This is a genomic window from Nocardiopsis potens DSM 45234 (assembly GCF_000341105.1).
Taxonomy (GTDB): domain Bacteria; phylum Actinomycetota; class Actinomycetes; order Streptosporangiales; family Streptosporangiaceae; genus Nocardiopsis_A; species Nocardiopsis_A potens.
The window spans coordinates 1-14,708 of the sequence record NZ_ANBB01000019.1 but is presented as its reverse complement, the minus strand read 5'-3'; the positions used below and the strand labels follow the sequence as shown (position 1 = coordinate 14,708).

11 protein-coding genes are annotated in these 14,708 nt (G+C 75.2%); 7 read left to right on the top strand and 4 right to left on the bottom strand.

Annotated features, from left to right (window positions below; genetic code table 11):
* Positions 1 to 111 precede the first annotated feature (111 nt).
* Positions 112 to 1,491 carry a serine/threonine-protein kinase gene (locus tag D459_RS0107170; protein WP_017592316.1) on the top strand — a complete coding sequence of 460 codons (1,380 nt, stop codon included), beginning with the start codon at positions 112 to 114 and terminating at the stop codon, positions 1,489 to 1,491.
* A gap of 38 nt (positions 1,492 to 1,529) precedes the next feature.
* Here the strand turns inward: D459_RS0107170 and D459_RS0107165 are convergent, their stop codons facing one another.
* Together D459_RS0107165 and D459_RS0107160 are read right to left on the bottom strand one after the other, a co-directional pair.
* Positions 1,530 to 2,180 carry a hypothetical protein gene (locus D459_RS0107165; protein WP_017592315.1) on the bottom strand — a complete coding sequence of 217 codons (651 nt, stop codon included), beginning with the start codon at positions 2,178 to 2,180 and terminating at the stop codon, positions 1,530 to 1,532.
* A 107-nt stretch (positions 2,181 to 2,287) separates the two neighbouring features.
* A complete protein-coding gene (locus tag D459_RS0107160; protein WP_026120141.1) occupies positions 2,288 to 4,285 on the bottom strand; it encodes a thioredoxin domain-containing protein in 1,998 nt (665 codons plus the stop codon).
* Positions 4,286 to 4,406: 121 nt separating this feature from the next.
* Between D459_RS0107160 and D459_RS0107155 the strand changes: the two genes are divergently transcribed.
* Positions 4,407 to 4,973, top strand: coding sequence for a Uma2 family endonuclease (locus D459_RS0107155; RefSeq protein ID WP_017592313.1), 567 nt, complete (start codon positions 4,407 to 4,409; stop codon positions 4,971 to 4,973).
* A 118-nt stretch (positions 4,974 to 5,091) separates the two neighbouring features.
* On the opposite strand, the gene D459_RS0107150 is transcribed toward D459_RS0107155, so the two are convergent.
* Positions 5,092 to 5,391 carry a winged helix-turn-helix transcriptional regulator gene (locus tag D459_RS0107150; RefSeq protein WP_017592312.1) on the bottom strand — a complete coding sequence of 100 codons (300 nt, stop codon included), beginning with the start codon at positions 5,389 to 5,391 and terminating at the stop codon, positions 5,092 to 5,094.
* 158 nt (positions 5,392 to 5,549) lie between these two features.
* Between D459_RS0107150 and D459_RS0107145 the strand changes: the two genes are divergently transcribed.
* The gene (locus D459_RS0107145) at positions 5,550 to 6,140 is read left to right on the top strand and encodes a carboxymuconolactone decarboxylase family protein (RefSeq protein WP_017592311.1); all 591 of its coding nucleotides are present in this window, start codon (positions 5,550 to 5,552) and stop codon (positions 6,138 to 6,140) included.
* A gap of 1,397 nt (positions 6,141 to 7,537) precedes the next feature.
* Here D459_RS0107145 and D459_RS0107140 read toward each other — a convergent pair.
* Positions 7,538 to 8,500, bottom strand: coding sequence for a quinone oxidoreductase family protein (locus D459_RS0107140; RefSeq protein ID WP_026120139.1), 963 nt, complete (start codon positions 8,498 to 8,500; stop codon positions 7,538 to 7,540).
* Between the two features lie 391 nt (positions 8,501 to 8,891).
* Here D459_RS0107140 and D459_RS0107135 point away from each other — a divergent pair, with 391 nt between their 5' ends.
* The 4 genes from D459_RS0107135 (at position 8,892) to xdhC (ending at position 14,644) form a co-directional block, all read left to right on the top strand.
* The gene (locus D459_RS0107135; protein WP_017592309.1) at positions 8,892 to 9,389 is read left to right on the top strand and encodes a nucleoside deaminase; all 498 of its coding nucleotides are present in this window, start codon (positions 8,892 to 8,894) and stop codon (positions 9,387 to 9,389) included.
* Between the two features lie 554 nt (positions 9,390 to 9,943).
* Entirely contained in the window at positions 9,944 to 11,416 is a 1,473-nt protein-coding gene (locus D459_RS0107130; protein WP_017592308.1) for a xanthine dehydrogenase small subunit, read from the top strand.
* Positions 11,413 to 13,833, top strand: coding sequence for a xanthine dehydrogenase molybdopterin binding subunit (xdhB, locus tag D459_RS0107125; protein WP_017592307.1), 2,421 nt, complete (start codon positions 11,413 to 11,415; stop codon positions 13,831 to 13,833). The genes D459_RS0107130 and xdhB overlap by 4 nt, the downstream gene beginning before the upstream one ends.
* A 1-nt stretch (position 13,834) precedes the next feature.
* Positions 13,835 to 14,644 carry a xanthine dehydrogenase accessory protein XdhC gene (gene xdhC, locus D459_RS0107120; protein ID WP_017592306.1) on the top strand — a complete coding sequence of 270 codons (810 nt, stop codon included), beginning with the start codon at positions 13,835 to 13,837 and terminating at the stop codon, positions 14,642 to 14,644.
* Positions 14,645 to 14,708 lie beyond the last annotated feature (64 nt).

Here is a 14,708-nt window from a genome sequence, read left to right as displayed (position 1 = left end):
CCACTACGAGGTTCACATCCGAGTCTGACGCTTAGGTGCCCGCTCCGGCTCCCGCCGAAGCCGGACCGGCGGATCACGTTTGCCTCCAGGCGCACCGGTAAGGGAGTAGCTGTGGCACAACCGGACAGCTTCGGGCGGTACAGGGTCATCCGCCGACTCGGCTCCGGATCGTTCGCAACCGTCTGGCTCGCCCACGACGACCTGCTGGACACCCCGGTCGCGGTGAAGGTGCTCGCCGAGAACTGGGCGCACCAGCTGGACGTGCAGCAGCGCTTCCTGGAGGAGGCCAGGATCCTGCGGCACGCCGACTCCGCGTGGCTGGTCCGGGTGCACGATCTGGACGTCCTCCCCGACGAGCGCCCGTTCATGGTGATGACCTACGCCGACCAGGGCAGCGTCGCCGACCTGGTGGCCCGCGGACCGCTCCCGCTGGACCAGGCGCTGCGGCTGCTGACCGAGATCGGCCAGGGCGTGACCGCGCTGCACCGGCACGGCATCATCCACCGCGACATCAAGCCGTCCAACGTGCTGCTGCAGTCCTCCCCGGTCGGGCAGAAGGTGCTCGTCGCCGACCTGGGGTTCGCCAAGAGCATCGACCACGCCTCGGGGTTCACCGCTGCCGCGGGCACCCCCGGCTACATGTCGCCGGAGCAGGGCTCCTCCGGCGGCGACATCGACGTGCGGGCCGACGTGTACGCGCTCGGCGCGGTCGCCTACGAGCTGGTCACCGGCCGGCGGCCGCCGACCGCCCCGGTGCGGGTCCCGCCGCGCCGGCTCCGCCCGGGCCTGCCGCGCGCGCTGAACGACCTGATCATGTCGGCGCTGTCCGAGGACCGGGCCGCGCGGCCGCCGGGCGCCAAGGAGTTCACCGACCGGGTGCGCGCCATCCGGATGGACCCGCACCTGCGCACCCGGGTGCCGTGGACGCTGCGGTACCGCGGCCCGCTGCTCCGCTCGGCCGCCGGGGTGCTCGCCGCCGCGCTGCTGGCCGGGTGCGCCCAGGCCTCGGCGGGCCGGCCGGACCTGGCCTTCACCGAGGTGCAGGACGCCACCGGTTCGGTGAGCGTGCCGGTGCCCCTGGTCTGGGCCTCCCAGCTGCAGGCCAACGGCTGGTCCCCGCGCGAGCTGGGCCTGGTCGGCGGGCACGAGCCGGGGCTGCTGGCGGCCACCGACACCGCCCGGTGGAAGAGCCGCTCGGCCCCCTCGGCCGGCGTCTTCGCGGGCCTGCTCGACCGGTCCGACTCCACCCCCCGGCTGGAGGCGGTCATCGACTCCGGGCCGTGCCCGGGCGCCCCGCAGCGGCGCGACTACTCCGACGCGTACTGGGGCGGCGAGGTGTGGCAGTGGGACCGCTGCCCGGACGGCTCGTCGTTCAGCGCCGCCGCGGTCCGCCCGCACCAGGGCGGCGCCACGGTCTACCTGGAGGTCCGCTCCCCCTGGCCGCGGCCGGATCTGGTCGACCGGGTGATCGGCGGAACCCGCCTCACCTGACCCTCCCGCCCCGCCGGCGGCCCTCCTGTGCCGAGGGGTCAGCCGAGGTAGCGGGAGAGGTCGGCGGAGCGGACGATGCGCTCGTACTCCTCGCCGCCCGTGGACGGGTCGACGATGGGCACGTCCAGTTCGATGTCGGCGCCGGGGACGTACCAGATGCGGGTCTCGAACGGCCGCCCGTCGGCGCAGGCCAGGGTCCAGGCGGCGGCCTCCACCCGCTCGCCGCTGACCAGGTCGAAGCGGTCCCGCTCGCCCCCGCCGACCGGCTCGGGGGTGGCGGAGCCGACCTGGCCGACCGAGCCCGGGCAGACCGTCCAGGGGCGCTTCCAGCCGTCCTTCTCGTCCAGGGAGCCGCCGTCGGCGTCGATGTGGCCGTCCTCGGCGGCACCGGTGCGGATCCGCAGCGCCGTGGGCGGGCAGGAGTCCTTCGGGTCGCCGGCGGTCCCGGGCGGGGCGAGGCACCCGTCCGAGCCGATCGCCCGCCACCCGTCGGGCAGCACCAGGTTGACGTCGTTGACCGCGTAGAGCGCGTCGTCGGCGCGGAGCGGGAAGCCGTCGGTGGCGGAGGCCGCCGGGCGGGCCGGCCCGGGGCGCACCTCGAGGCCGTCCGCGCACGCCGCCGCCGGGAGCAGGGCGAGCAGGCCGAGCAGCGACAGCGCGGCCCGCCGCGGCACGGCGTACGACGGCATCGGGATCCTCTCCCCTTCCCTTCCTCCCCCTCGCTTCCCCGGGCCCCCTGCCCCTCCTCTTTCCCCGCGGACCCGGGGCCGCCCTCCTCCCGGGCGGCCGACTGCGGTCAGCGCGCCCCGCCCCCCAGGCGCTCGCGGAGCCGCTCCGGGTCGGTCACCGGCAGGTCGCAGGCGAAGCCCTGGCAGACGTAGGCGGCGGGGCGGCCGCCGACCGGCGGCCGGTCGGCCAGCAGCGGCACCACCGACCCGTCCCCGTCGCCGGTGCCCAGGGCGACCGCGGTGCCCAGCGGCGCGGACCGCAGCGCCTCCAGGTGCAGGGCGCGGGTCGCCGGGTCCTCCGGCGGGCCGACCACCGCGACCTCCAGCGGGCCGCTGAGCAGCGTCTCGGTGACCGCCAGCCCCCAGCCGGCGAACCGGGGCGCCTTGCGGGCCAGCGGCGCCACCGGTTCCAGCGCCTGCTCGGCGGCGCGCCGGTAGCGCTGCTCGCCGGTGAGACCGGCGTAGCGGAGCAGCGCGCCGGCCGCGGCGGAGCGGCCGGAGGGGACCGCGTTGTCGGTGGGGTCCTGCGGGCGGCTGAACAGCCGCTCGGCGTCGTCGGCGGTGTCGTAGAACTCGCCGTTCTCCCCGGTGAAGCGTTCCAGCACCGTGTCCAGCAGCCGGCCGGCGACCGGCACCCACTCCTGCTCGCCGGTGACCGCGTACAGCGCGAGCAGCCCCTCGGCGGTGTCGGCGTAGTCCTCCAGCACCCCGGCGGCGGGGCCGAGCACGCCGTCCCGCGAGGTGCGGGCGATCCGGCCGCCGTCGATGTGCAGGCCGGTGAGGAGCCGGGCGGCGGTGCGCGCCCGGTCGACCAGGTCGGGCCGGTCCAGCAGGGCGCCGGCCTCGGCCAGCGCCGCGACGGCCAGGCCGTTCCAGGCGGCGACCACCTTGTCGTCGCGGGCCGGCGGCACCCGGTCGGCGCGGGCCCGGGCCAGCCGGTCGCGGACCCGCTCGAAGCGCTCCGGGTCGTCCGGGTCCTCGGGGAGCCGCAGCACCGAGGTGCCGTGCTCGAAGGTGCCCCGCTCGGTGACGCCGAACAGCCGCGCCGCCCAGGCCCCGTCCTCGGCGCCGAGCACCTCGGCGAGCCGGTCCGGCGTCCACACGTAGTAGCGGCCCTCCTCGCCCTCGCTGTCGGCGTCCAGCGCGGAGGCGAACCCGCCCTCGGGGGTGAGCAGGCCGGCGACCATCCAGTCGGCGGTGCCCAGCGCGGTGCGGCGGGCCAGCGGGTCGCCGGTCTCCCGGTGCAGCCGGGTGTAGGCGCGCAGCAGCAGCGCGTTGTCGTAGAGCATCTTCTCGAAGTGCGGCACGGTCCAGTGCGCGTCCACCGAGTAGCGGGCGAAGCCGCCGCCGATCTGGTCGTACATGCCGCCGCGGGCCATCCCCTCGGCGGTGCCGCGGGCCATCTCCAGGGCGGCCGGGGCGCCGGTGCGGCGGTGCTGCGCCAGCAGGAAGGAGAGCAGCATGGACGGCGGGAACTTGGGCGCCCCGCCGAAGCCGCCGTGCTCGGCGTCGTAGGACCGGGCCAGGCCCTCCACCGCGGCGTCGGCGTCCTCGGCGCCGGGCAGCCGGGCGCCGCCGATCTCCCGGGGCCCGCCGAGCGCCTCGGCGACCCGCTCGCCCTGCCCCAGGACGCCCTCGCGGTCCTGCTCCCAGGCCCTGGAGACGGCGTCCAGCAGCCGGTGGAACTGCGGCCGGGGGAAGTAGGTGCCGCAGTAGAACGGGGCGCCGTCCGGGGTGAGGAAGACCGTCATCGGCCAGCCGCCCTGGCCGGTCATCGCCTGGGTGGCCTCCATGTACACCGCGTCGACGTCGGGCCGCTCCTCGCGGTCGACCTTGACGTTGACGAACCCGGCGTTCATCAGCTCCGCGGTCTCCGCGTCCTCGAAGGACTCGTGCGCCATCACGTGGCACCAGTGGCAGGCCGCGTAGCCGACGGAGAGCAGCACGGGCACCCCGCGCCGCCGCGCCTCGGCGAAGGCCTCCTCGCCCCACGGCCGCCAGTGGACCGGGTTGTCCGCGTGCTGCAGAAGGTAGGGACTGGTGGCGTCGGCCAAGCGGTTGGACATCCTCCCACTGTGCCGTACCGGACGGGCACGACGCCATGGAGATCCCGCCCGCGGCGCTCCGGAACAGTAGGCTGAGCGCAGCGGTGGCGGAGCCGCCGAGGCCCCTCGAAGGAGGTACGCCATGACCACCGGGATGGTGGCGCCCGCGTGGATGCATACGCAGATCAGCGCGGAGCAGTACGACTCCTGGTCGGAAGAGCAGTGCGCCGGCATCGAGATCGTGGACGGGATGGTCGTGGTGAGCCCGAGCGCTTCCAAGCGGCACGACCGGCCGGCCCGGGTCCTGGCCGACGCGCTGGACACCGCCGCAGGCCCCGAGTGGAACGCCGACACGGACTTCGACGTCCGCCTGCAGGACGTCCCGCTCACCAACCGCCGCCCGGACGTCACCGTCTACCGGGCGGAGAGCATCGACATCACGCCCACCCGCCCCGAACACGTGCTCCTGGTCGTCGAGGTCGTGTTGCCCGGCTCGGAGACCACGGACCGGATCGTGAAGACCGACCAGTACGCCAAGTCCGGTATCCCGTTCTACTGGCGGGTCGAGCAGGCCGCCACCGGTGTGCCGATCATCTACACCTACGTTCTCGACCCCGCCGCCGAGGCCTACCGGGACGGCGAGGTGTTCACCGGCGCGATCAAGGCCGCCGCCCCCTTCCCCGTCACCGTGGACCTGGGAGCCGTCTGACGCCCGGTACCGGCCGAGCGCTCTCCCCGGCGCCCGGCCCGGACCGGCGGAGACGGGGCGCGCCGTAGAGGGGGCGCGCCACCGGTGCGGCCCCTCCGTCTCCGTTCGCCTCCGGCGATCACGCCCCCCGGCCCGCGGGGCCGGGCCCTTCGAGTTCGGCGGCCCAGCGCTCGGCCCATGCGTGCAGGCCGAGCAGTTCACCGCAGGCCTCGCGGCCGAGGGCGGTGAGGCCGTAGCCCTCGTCGTCGCCGCGCTCCACCAGCCGGGCCTCGATCAGTTCGAGCAGGCGCTGCCGCAGCACGCTCGAAGACATGCCGTCGCACTGCTCCCGGAGGGCCCGGAAGCCCAGCGGGCGGTCGCGCAGCTCCCAGAGGATCCGCAGGGTCCAGCGGCGGCCGAAGAGGTCGAGGGCGGCCATGACGGGGCGGCCCGTGGCGGAACCGCGGGCGGGGCGGCCCGGCCTCGGGGTCGGAGGCATCGTTCGGTGTTCCCCTCTCCGGAAAGGCTGGTGCTTCGGTTTCAGAAACACTACGCTCGCTCGCGGCGATTCGGAAATCGAACCACCGGGAGGATCCCGTGCCCGAACGCATCGCGCCGCTGGAGGCGCCCTACCCGCCGGAGACCGCGGCGCTGCTGCGCAGGATGATGCCCGGCGGCGAGGAGCCCCTGTCCCTCTTCCGCCTCTACGCGCGCAATCCGCACCTCGCGGAGGCCCTGCACCGCTGGGGCTCCTACCAGCTCAGCCGCCGGCTCGGCCTCGGCCTGCGCGACCGGGAGATCGCCATCGACCGCACCTGCGCCCGGTGCGGCTGCGAGTACGAATGGGGGGTGCACGTCGCCCGCTTCGCGCCCCGCGCCGGGCTCACGGACGCCCAGATCGCGTCCTTGACCCACGGCACGAGCGCGGACGGGTGCTGGACCGCCGAACGCGACCGCCTGCTCCTCGACGCCGCCGACGCGCTCCACGACCGGCACGACATCGACGCGGAGCTGTGGGAGCGCCTCGGCTCGGAGTTCACCCCCGAGCAGCTCCTGGACCTGTTCATGCTGTGCGGCTGGTACCACGCCATCAGCTTCACGGCCCGCGCCGCCAGGCTGGACCCCGAGCCCGGAGCACCGCTCTTCCGCGACTTCCGCCCGGCGGCGGACGACCGGGAGCGGGACTGACCCTCCCCGATGATCCTGACGCTGCGGCCCTGCCAGAGCGCCGGCCGCCAAGTGGCCGCTGCGACAAGGAACCAGGAGAAGGACGAGGGACAGAAGGACAGGAGGTGTCCCGGCCGAGCGCGGCACCCCACGGGGTGCAGGTTCAAGCCGGCGGCAAAGGCGGGAGGGGGACCGGCCGGTCGGTCGGGTGCGGCGCCTCACGGGGTGAGGGTCCAAGCAGGCGGCGACGGCAGAGGAAGGGGCGGGGTGCAGGCGATCACCCGAGCGCGGCACCCCACGTGGCCAGGGTTCAAGCAGGCGGCGACGGCGGGGAGGGGCACCGGCCGGTCGGTCGGGTGCGGCGCATCGCGGAGCGAAGGTCAAGACGGGCGGCGAAGGCGGAAGGGGGGACCGGCCGGTCGGTCCGGCGCGGCGCATCGCAGAGCGAAGGTCAAGACGGGCGGCGACGGCAGCGGTAGGGGCGGGGCGCCGCGTTCACCGGCCAGGCTCGGCGCGTGCCCCCGCCGGGGAGTGCCCTTATCCCCTATGCCGGGTTTACGGCGGGGGTCGAGCGGGGGTGGGGGCGGCCTGCGCGCCGCGAGAGCACCCCGATTACATCTACCAGCGAGTAGCAAGCCCCGAAGCCCCCACCACCCCCTCCCCGATCACCCAGAGTGGCCAAAGCGGGCCCTCCCGGCAGGATAAAAGCGACATCCCACCCCCGCCCCTGCCCTCCCCGGGTTCCGGCCCCCTGCCTTGCGGCCTTGCGGGCCGCTCGAACCCCTGATCAACGGCCCAACCGGGGCGATTCGGGCCCCTGGAGGGCCGATCCGGGCCGGGATGCGCGCCCGGGAATCACCGGGGTGCTCTCGCGATGCGCAGGGCACCCCACCCCACCATCACCCTACGTATTTGCCCAGGTCAGGGAGGTACGGCGGTTTCAAAGGCGACCGGCCCCGGCGCCCGGGCGACGCGGGAACGGCGCCCCGCCACCCCGCCCCACCCCGACCGCCCTCCGCCCCGCTCTGCCGCGCCCGACCGACCAGCCGGTGCCCCTCCTCGCCGTCGCCGCCCGCTTGAACCTCTGCCCCGTGGGGCGCCGTGCCCGACCGACCGGCCGGTCCCCGCTGCCGCCCTCGCTGCCTGCTTGAGCCCCGGCCCCGTGGGGCCCGTGCCCGGGCGACCCCCGCGCCCCGGCCCTACCGCTGCCGTCGCCGCCCGCTTGAACCTTCGCTCTGCGGGGCGCCGCACCGGACCGACCAGCCGGCACGCCCTCCCGCCCTCGCCGCCTGCTTGAACCCCCACTCCGCGAGGCGCCGCGCCTGACCGACCGGCCGGTGCCCCGCCTGCCCTCTGGTGTGCGGCGTTGCGACGCCTTTCTCCCGCCTCTCCCGCCAACGGTTCTCCCGCCACCGGTCTCAGGGCCGGAGGAGCAGCTTGCCCTTGGTCCGGCGGCCCAGGAGGTCCTCGTGCGCGTCGCGTGCGCGTTCGAGGGGGTACTCGGCGCCGACCTGGGGCCGCAGCCGGCCGCGCGCGGTGAGGGCGAGCAGTTCCTCCAGCGCCGCGCCGCCCGCCCCGTCGCGGGTGATGAGCGGGGTGAGCCAGAACCCGCCGACGGTGAGGTTCTCCACCGCGAGCCGGGTCGGCGGAATGGCCGTGGCGGCTTGGCGGGACGAGGCCCCGTAGGTGACCAGCCGCCCGAGGAACCCGAGTGCGCCCGCCGCGGCGTCGAGCACCGGCCCGCCGACGGCATCCAGGACGACGTCGACCGGCCGCCCGCGGTTGGCGCCGAGGATCCGCTCCCGGTAGCCGTCCGCCTCGCCGTCGACGGCGGCGTCGGCGCCGAGTTCGAGGGCGAGTGCGCGCTTCTCCTCGGAGGACGCCGTGGCGATCACCCGCCCCGCCCCGAACTCGCGCGCCAACTGCACGGCGAGGCCGCCCGTCCCGCCCGCCGCGGCGTGCACCACGACGGTCTCCCCCGGCCGCACACGGGCCACCGACCGGAGCAGGTGCCACGCGGTCAGGCCCTGCACCAGGAGGGCCAGCGCCTCGCCCGCGCCCACCCCCTCCGGCAGCGGGGCCAGGTCGCGCTCGGCGACGGCGGCCTTCGCCGCATATCCGCCCTGCCGAAGGTAGCCGACGACCCGCCGGCCGTCCCCGGTCCGGCCGGCGACCTCCATGCCGGGGATGCGCGGCAGGGGCCCCTGCGCCGCGTACGGCCCCTCGGTGAGCTCGCCGGCGATGTCCTTGATATCGCCGAAGTTGACGCCCGCGGCCTCCACATCGACCAGGACCTCGCCCGGCCCCGCCACCGGGTCCGGCACCTCGGCCTCCTCCAGGACCTCAGGGCCGCCGTACCGCTCGTGTCGCATGGCTCGCATGCCGGTGCCTCCCGCGCCGCTCGTGTCCGCTCACGCTACGCCGCGGCCGCCGCCGGGGGCGGTCCGGGGCCGGGCCGGGCGCCGCGCCAGGGCCTTCCCGTCGGCGGTCGGCGGCCGTGCCGGGGGTGGGGTGGTCCTCATAGGAACCTACGAAGCGCCGGTCCCGCGCCATTCGGATTTCATGCCCGCGATGCCTGGCCGACTCCCTCCGGACGGCTGTCTACTTGCTGGTGTAAGCCCGGACACAGTGCCGCCCGCAGCGGCGGCCCGGACCCCGCCCGAACCCCGGTCTCCCCGGGACGCGCCCGCCGCGTCCGACCGGCCCCCGATCCGCTCGGGTGCCGCCTCCGCGGCGGCGTCCGCCCCCCATCGCATTCGACAAGGAGCGACCATGACCGTGAACCCCGCGACCCTCGTCCAGGACGAGCAGGCATGGATGGAGCAGGCCATCGCCGTCGCGACCGAGAGCGCGAACAGCGGAGGCGGCCCCTTCGGCGCCCTGATCGTCAAGGACGGGGCGGTCGTCGTGACCGCGCGCAACCAGGTGACCGCGACGAACGACCCGTCCGCGCACGCCGAGGTCAGCGCGATCCGCGCCGCCTGCGCGGAGCTGGGCACCTTCTCCCTTGAGGGCTGCACCCTGATCACCTCGTGCGAGCCGTGCCCGATGTGCCTGTCCACCGCCCTGTGGGCGCGCGTCGACCGGGTCGTGTTCTCCGCCGACCGCAACGACGCCGCGGTGGCCGGCTTCGACGACCGCAGGTTCTACGACCTGTTCGAGAAGAAGCCCCAGGAGGCGTGGCCCCTGCAGGTCGTCCACCTGGACCTGCCCAACCGCACCGCGCCGTTCGACGCGTGGGTCGCCAAGGCCGACCGCATCGACTACTGACGGGGGGCGGAAGCCCGTACCGGCCGCACCGGGCGGAGGCGGCGGCGCTGCGGCCGCGCCCCGTCCGGTCCGCGCGTCGGCGCGTCGGCGCGTCGGCACGCGAGCACGCCGGGGCGCCGCCGCCCGCGCGCGGCCACCCGGCGGCCCGCTCCGGGGCCACGCCGGCGCCGACCCGCCGCCGGCCGCACCCGAGCCCTTGACCTCGGTGATCTGAGCCACTACGTTGCGGTCAACGTCGATCCACGGCTACCGAAAGGAGGCGACCGGCGGATGTACACCTTCTCCGACCTCGGTCGCCTCGCCCAGTGCACCGCCTGGGCTCCGGGCCAGATCGCGCACGGCTGCTGATCGCGCCGTTCTGACGTGCCCCTCCGCGGCACGCTCCGGGTCCTCCCGCCACCGCCTCTCGGCACGCCGCCGCGCGCCCGCGCCCTCTCTCGCGGCGTGTCCGAACACGGAAACTCCTCGCACGTGGTGTGTACGAACACAGAAAGCTGCCTGAAATTGGCGAACATGATGAATCGACCGACCGCGCACCGGAACGAAGGCCCGTCATGGTAGCCGCGCGGATCACGGTCAACGGGGAAGAAGCACCGATCTCACCGGCCGCGCCGCACACCACGGTGCTGGACTTCCTGCGCGAGCGCGGTCTCACCGGCACCAAGGAGGGCTGCGCCGAGGGCGAGTGCGGCGCCTGCTCGGTGCTGGTGGCCCGCCCCGGGGTGGACAAGCCCACCGACTGGGTGGCGGTCAACGCCTGCCTGATCCCGGCCGCGGCGCTGGACGGCCAGGAGGTCGTCACCTCCGAAGGCCTCGCCACCGCCGGCGAGCCGGGCACGCCGCCCGCCCTGCACCCGGTGCAGGAGGAGATGGCGGTCCGCGGCGGCTCCCAGTGCGGCTACTGCACGCCGGGCTTCGTCTGCAGCATGGCCGCCGAGTACTACCGGCCCGACCGCTGCGCGCACGCGGACACCGACGGCGGCGTCGGCGGCGCCGACGCCGAGCACGGCCCGAACGGGTTCGACCTGCACGCGCTGAGCGGCAACCTGTGCCGCTGCACCGGCTACCGCCCGATCCGCGACGCCGCGTTCGCCGTCGGCGCGCCCGCCGACGAGGACCCGCTGGCGCAGCGCCGCGAGCAGGCCGCGCCCGCTCCGGTCGCCACCGAGTACGCCCGGGACGGCAGCGCGTTCCTGCGGAAGGACACCCTGGCCGAGACGCTGGAGGTGCTGCGCGAGCGCCCCGACGCGGTGGTGGTCGCCGGCTCCACCGACTGGGGCGTGGAGGTGAACATCCGCTCCCGCCGGGCGGACTGCGTGGTCGCCGTCGACCGCCTCCCCGAGCTGCGGGAGCTGCGGGTCGAATCCGACCGCGTCGAGATCGGCGCGGCGCTGACGCTGACCGAGATCGAGCGCCGCCTCGACGGCGCCGTTCCGCTGCTCGCGGAGCTGTTCCCGCAGTTCGCGTCGCGGCTCATCCGCAACGGCGCGACCCTCGGCGGCAACCTGGGCACCGGCTCCCCCATCGGCGACAGCCCGCCGGTGCTGCTCGCGCTGGAGGCGTCGCTGGTCCTGGCCGGCGCCGACGGCGAGCGCGAGGTCCCGCTGGCGGAGTACTTCACCGGCTACCGGCAGAGCGTGCGCCGCCCCGGCGAGCTGATCCGGTCGGTGCGCGTCCCGCTGCCGCTCTCCCGGACCGCGGCCTTCCACAAGATCGCCAAGCGGCGCTTCGACGACATCTCCAGCGTGGCGGCGGCCTTCGCGCTCGACATCGAGGACGGGATCGTCCGCAAGGCCCGGATCGGCCTGGGCGGCGTGGCCGCCACCCCGATCCGCGCCCTGGCCACCGAGGCGGCCCTGGAGGGCGAGCCGTGGTCGGCGGAGACGGCCGAGGCCGCGGCGCGGGTGCTGCGGGGCGAGGGCACGCCGATGGACGACCACCGCGCCAGCTCCCTCTACCGCTCCGCGATGCTCGGCCAGAGCCTGCTGAAGCTGCACGCCCAGACCACCGAGGCGGTGTCGTCATGAGTCATCTGTCCGAGCGCCCGGAGAAGCCCGCCGTCGGCCTCCCGCTGCCGCATGAGAGCGCGTTCCAGCACGTCACCGGCGCCGCGCTCTACACCGACGACCTGGTGCACCGCACCAAGGACGTGCTGCACGCGCACCCGGTCCAGGTGATGCAGGCCCGCGGCCGGGTCACCGCGCTGCGGACCGCGCCCGCGCTCGCCGTGCCCGGCGTGGTCCGCGTGCTGACCGGCGCCGACGTGCCCGGTGTCAACGACGCCGGGATGAAGCACGACGAGCCGCTCTTCCCGGACGAGGTCATGTTCCACGGCCACGCGGTGGCCTGGGTGCTCGGCGAGACCCTGGAGGCGGCCCGGCTCGGCGCGGCCGCCGTCGAGGTGGAGATCGACGAGCTGCCCTCCCTGGTCACGGTGGAGGAGGCGATCGCGGCCGAGAGCTTCCACGGCGCCCGGCCCGTGATGGAGACCGGCGACACCGAGGCCGGGTTCGCCGACTCCGCGCACGTGTTCACCGGCGAGTTCCGGTTCTCCGGCCAGGAGCACTTCTACCTGGAGACGCACGCGGCGCTGGCCCAGGTCGACGAGAACGGGCAGGTGTTCGTCCAGAGCAGCACCCAGCACCCCTCGGAGACGCAGGAGATCGTCGCGCACGTGCTCGGCGTGCCCTCGCACGAGGTGACCGTGCAGTGCCTGCGGATGGGCGGCGGCTTCGGCGGCAAGGAGATGCAGCCGCACGGGTTCGCCGCGGTCGCCGCGCTCGGCGCCAAGCTGACCGGCCGCCCGGTCCGGTTCCGGTTCAACCGGACCCAGGACCTGACGATGTCCGGCAAGCGGCACGGGTTCCACGCGGCGTGGAAGATCGGGTTCGACGCAGACGGCCGCATCCAGGCGCTCGAAGCCACCCTGACCGCGGACGGCGGCTGGAGCCTGGACCTGTCCGAGCCGGTGCTGGCCCGCGCGCTGTGCCACATCGACAACACCTACTGGATCCCCAACGCGCGCGTCGCCGGCCGCATCGCCAAGACCAACACGGTCTCCAACACCGCCTTCCGCGGCTTCGGGGGCCCGCAGGGCATGCTGGTGATCGAGGACATCCTGGGCCGGTGCGCGCCGCAGCTCGGCCTGGACCCGGTGGAGCTGCGGGAGCGCAACTTCTACCGGCCGGGCCAGGGGCAGGAGACGCCGTACGGGCAGCCGGTCGCCCAGGCCGAGCGGATCTCCGCCGTGTGGCGGCAGGTGAAGGAGGACTCCGGGTTCGCCGACCGGGAGCGCGAGATCGCCGCCTTCAACGCCGCGCACCCGAACACCAAGCGGGCGCTCGCGATCACCGGCGTCAAGTTCGGCATCTCGTTCAACCTCACCGCCTTCAACCAGGGCGGCGCGCTGGTGCTGATCTACAAGGACGGCTCGGTCCTGATCAACCACGGCGGCACCGAGATGGGCCAGGGCCTGCACACCAAGATGCTGCAGGTGGCCGCCACCACGCTGGGCATCCCGCTGCACAAGGTCCGGCTCGCCCCGACCCGGACCGACAAGGTGCCCAACACCTCCGCCACCGCCGCCAGCTCCGGGGCGGACCTCAACGGCGGGGCGATCAAGGACGCCTGCGAGCAGCTGCGCGAGCGGCTGCTGCGGGTGGCCTCCACGCAGCTGGGCGCGAACGCCTCGGACGTGCGCATCTCCGAGGGCGTCGCGCGCGCCCTGGGCAGCGACGAGGAGCTGGCCTGGGACGACCTGGTGCGCACCGCGTACTTCCAGCGGGTGCAGCTGTCCGCGGCCGGCTTCTACCGGACCGAGGGCCTGCACTGGGACGCCAAGGCGTTCCGGGGCTCGCCGTTCAAGTACTTCGCCCACGGCGCCGCCGCGACCGAGGTGGAGGTGGACGGCTTCACCGGCGCGTACCGCATCCGGCGGGTCGACATCGTGCACGACGTCGGCGACAGCCTGTCCCCGATGATCGACATCGGCCAGGTCGAGGGCGGTTTCGTGCAGGGCGCGGGCTGGCTGACCCTGGAGGACCTGCGCTGGGACACCGGTGACGGGCCCAACCGCGGCCGGCTGCTGACCCAGGCGGCGAGCACCTACAAGCTGCCGAGCTTCTCCGAGATGCCCGAGGAGTTCAACGTCACGCTGATGGAGAACGCCACCGAGGAGGGCGCGGTGTACGGCTCCAAGGCGGTGGGCGAGCCCCCGCTGATGCTGGCGTTCTCGGTCCGGGAGGCGCTGCGGCAGGCCGCCGCCGCGTTCGGGCCGGGCGGGACCGGCGTCCACCTGGCCTCGCCCGCGACGCCGGAGGCGGTGTTCTGGGCGATCGAGGAGGCCCGCCGGGGCGGCGCCGCCGGGAACGGCCGCGCCCGTGACGGGGCCGCCGCGGGCGGCGGCGGGGTCCGGGCCGTCGCGGAAGCGCTGAACGGTGCCTGACATGACGTGGGTCGCCGCGGTCGCGCGGTTGCGGGCGCGCCGGGAGTACGGCGTGCTGGTGACCGTCGCGACCGTGCGCGGCCACGCCCCGCGCAACGCCGGCGCGAAGCTCGTGGTGGGGCGGTCCGAGACGTGGGGATCGGTCGGCGGCGGCAACGTCGAGGCCGTCGCGATCGACCGGGCCCGGGAGATGATCGCCGCGGGCGCGGCGGAGCCGGAGCTGATCGATTTCGCCCTGAACGACAAGGTGACCAACCGGCACGGCGTGCAGTGCTGCGGCGGCACCGTCTCGGTGCTGCTCGAACCGCTGCCGACGGTGCGGGCGGTGGCGATCTTCGGCGTCGGGCACGTCGGGCTGGAGCTGGCCCGCATCCTGGCCCGGCACGACCTCGACCTGCACCTGGTCGACAGCCGCCCGGAGATCCTCGCCGAGGAGCGGCTCGGCGTGCTGGCGGACGCGGCGGCGCAGGTGCACGTGCACCACACGCCGCTGCTGCCCGAGGAGGTGCTGGCGGAGCTGCCGCACGGCGCCCACGTCCTGATCATGACGCACGACCACGCCGAGGACGCCGCCCTGTGCGACGCCGCCCTGCGCACCGATCACCTCGGCTCCATCGGGCTGATCGGGTCGGCGGCCAAGTGGGCGCGGTTCCGGAAGCGCCTGGCCGCCGAGGGCGGCCACGACGAGGCCGCGATCGACCGGATCAAGACCCCGATCGGGCTGGCCGGCATCACCGGCAAGGAGCCCGCGACGATCGCCGTGAGCGTCGCCGCCGACCTGCTGCGCGCCTTCGAGGCCGAAGAGGGCTGACCGGGCCCCGCGACGGCCTCGGCGGCCGCGGCCCCGGCAGGGCGCCCTGCCGGGGCCGCGGCCA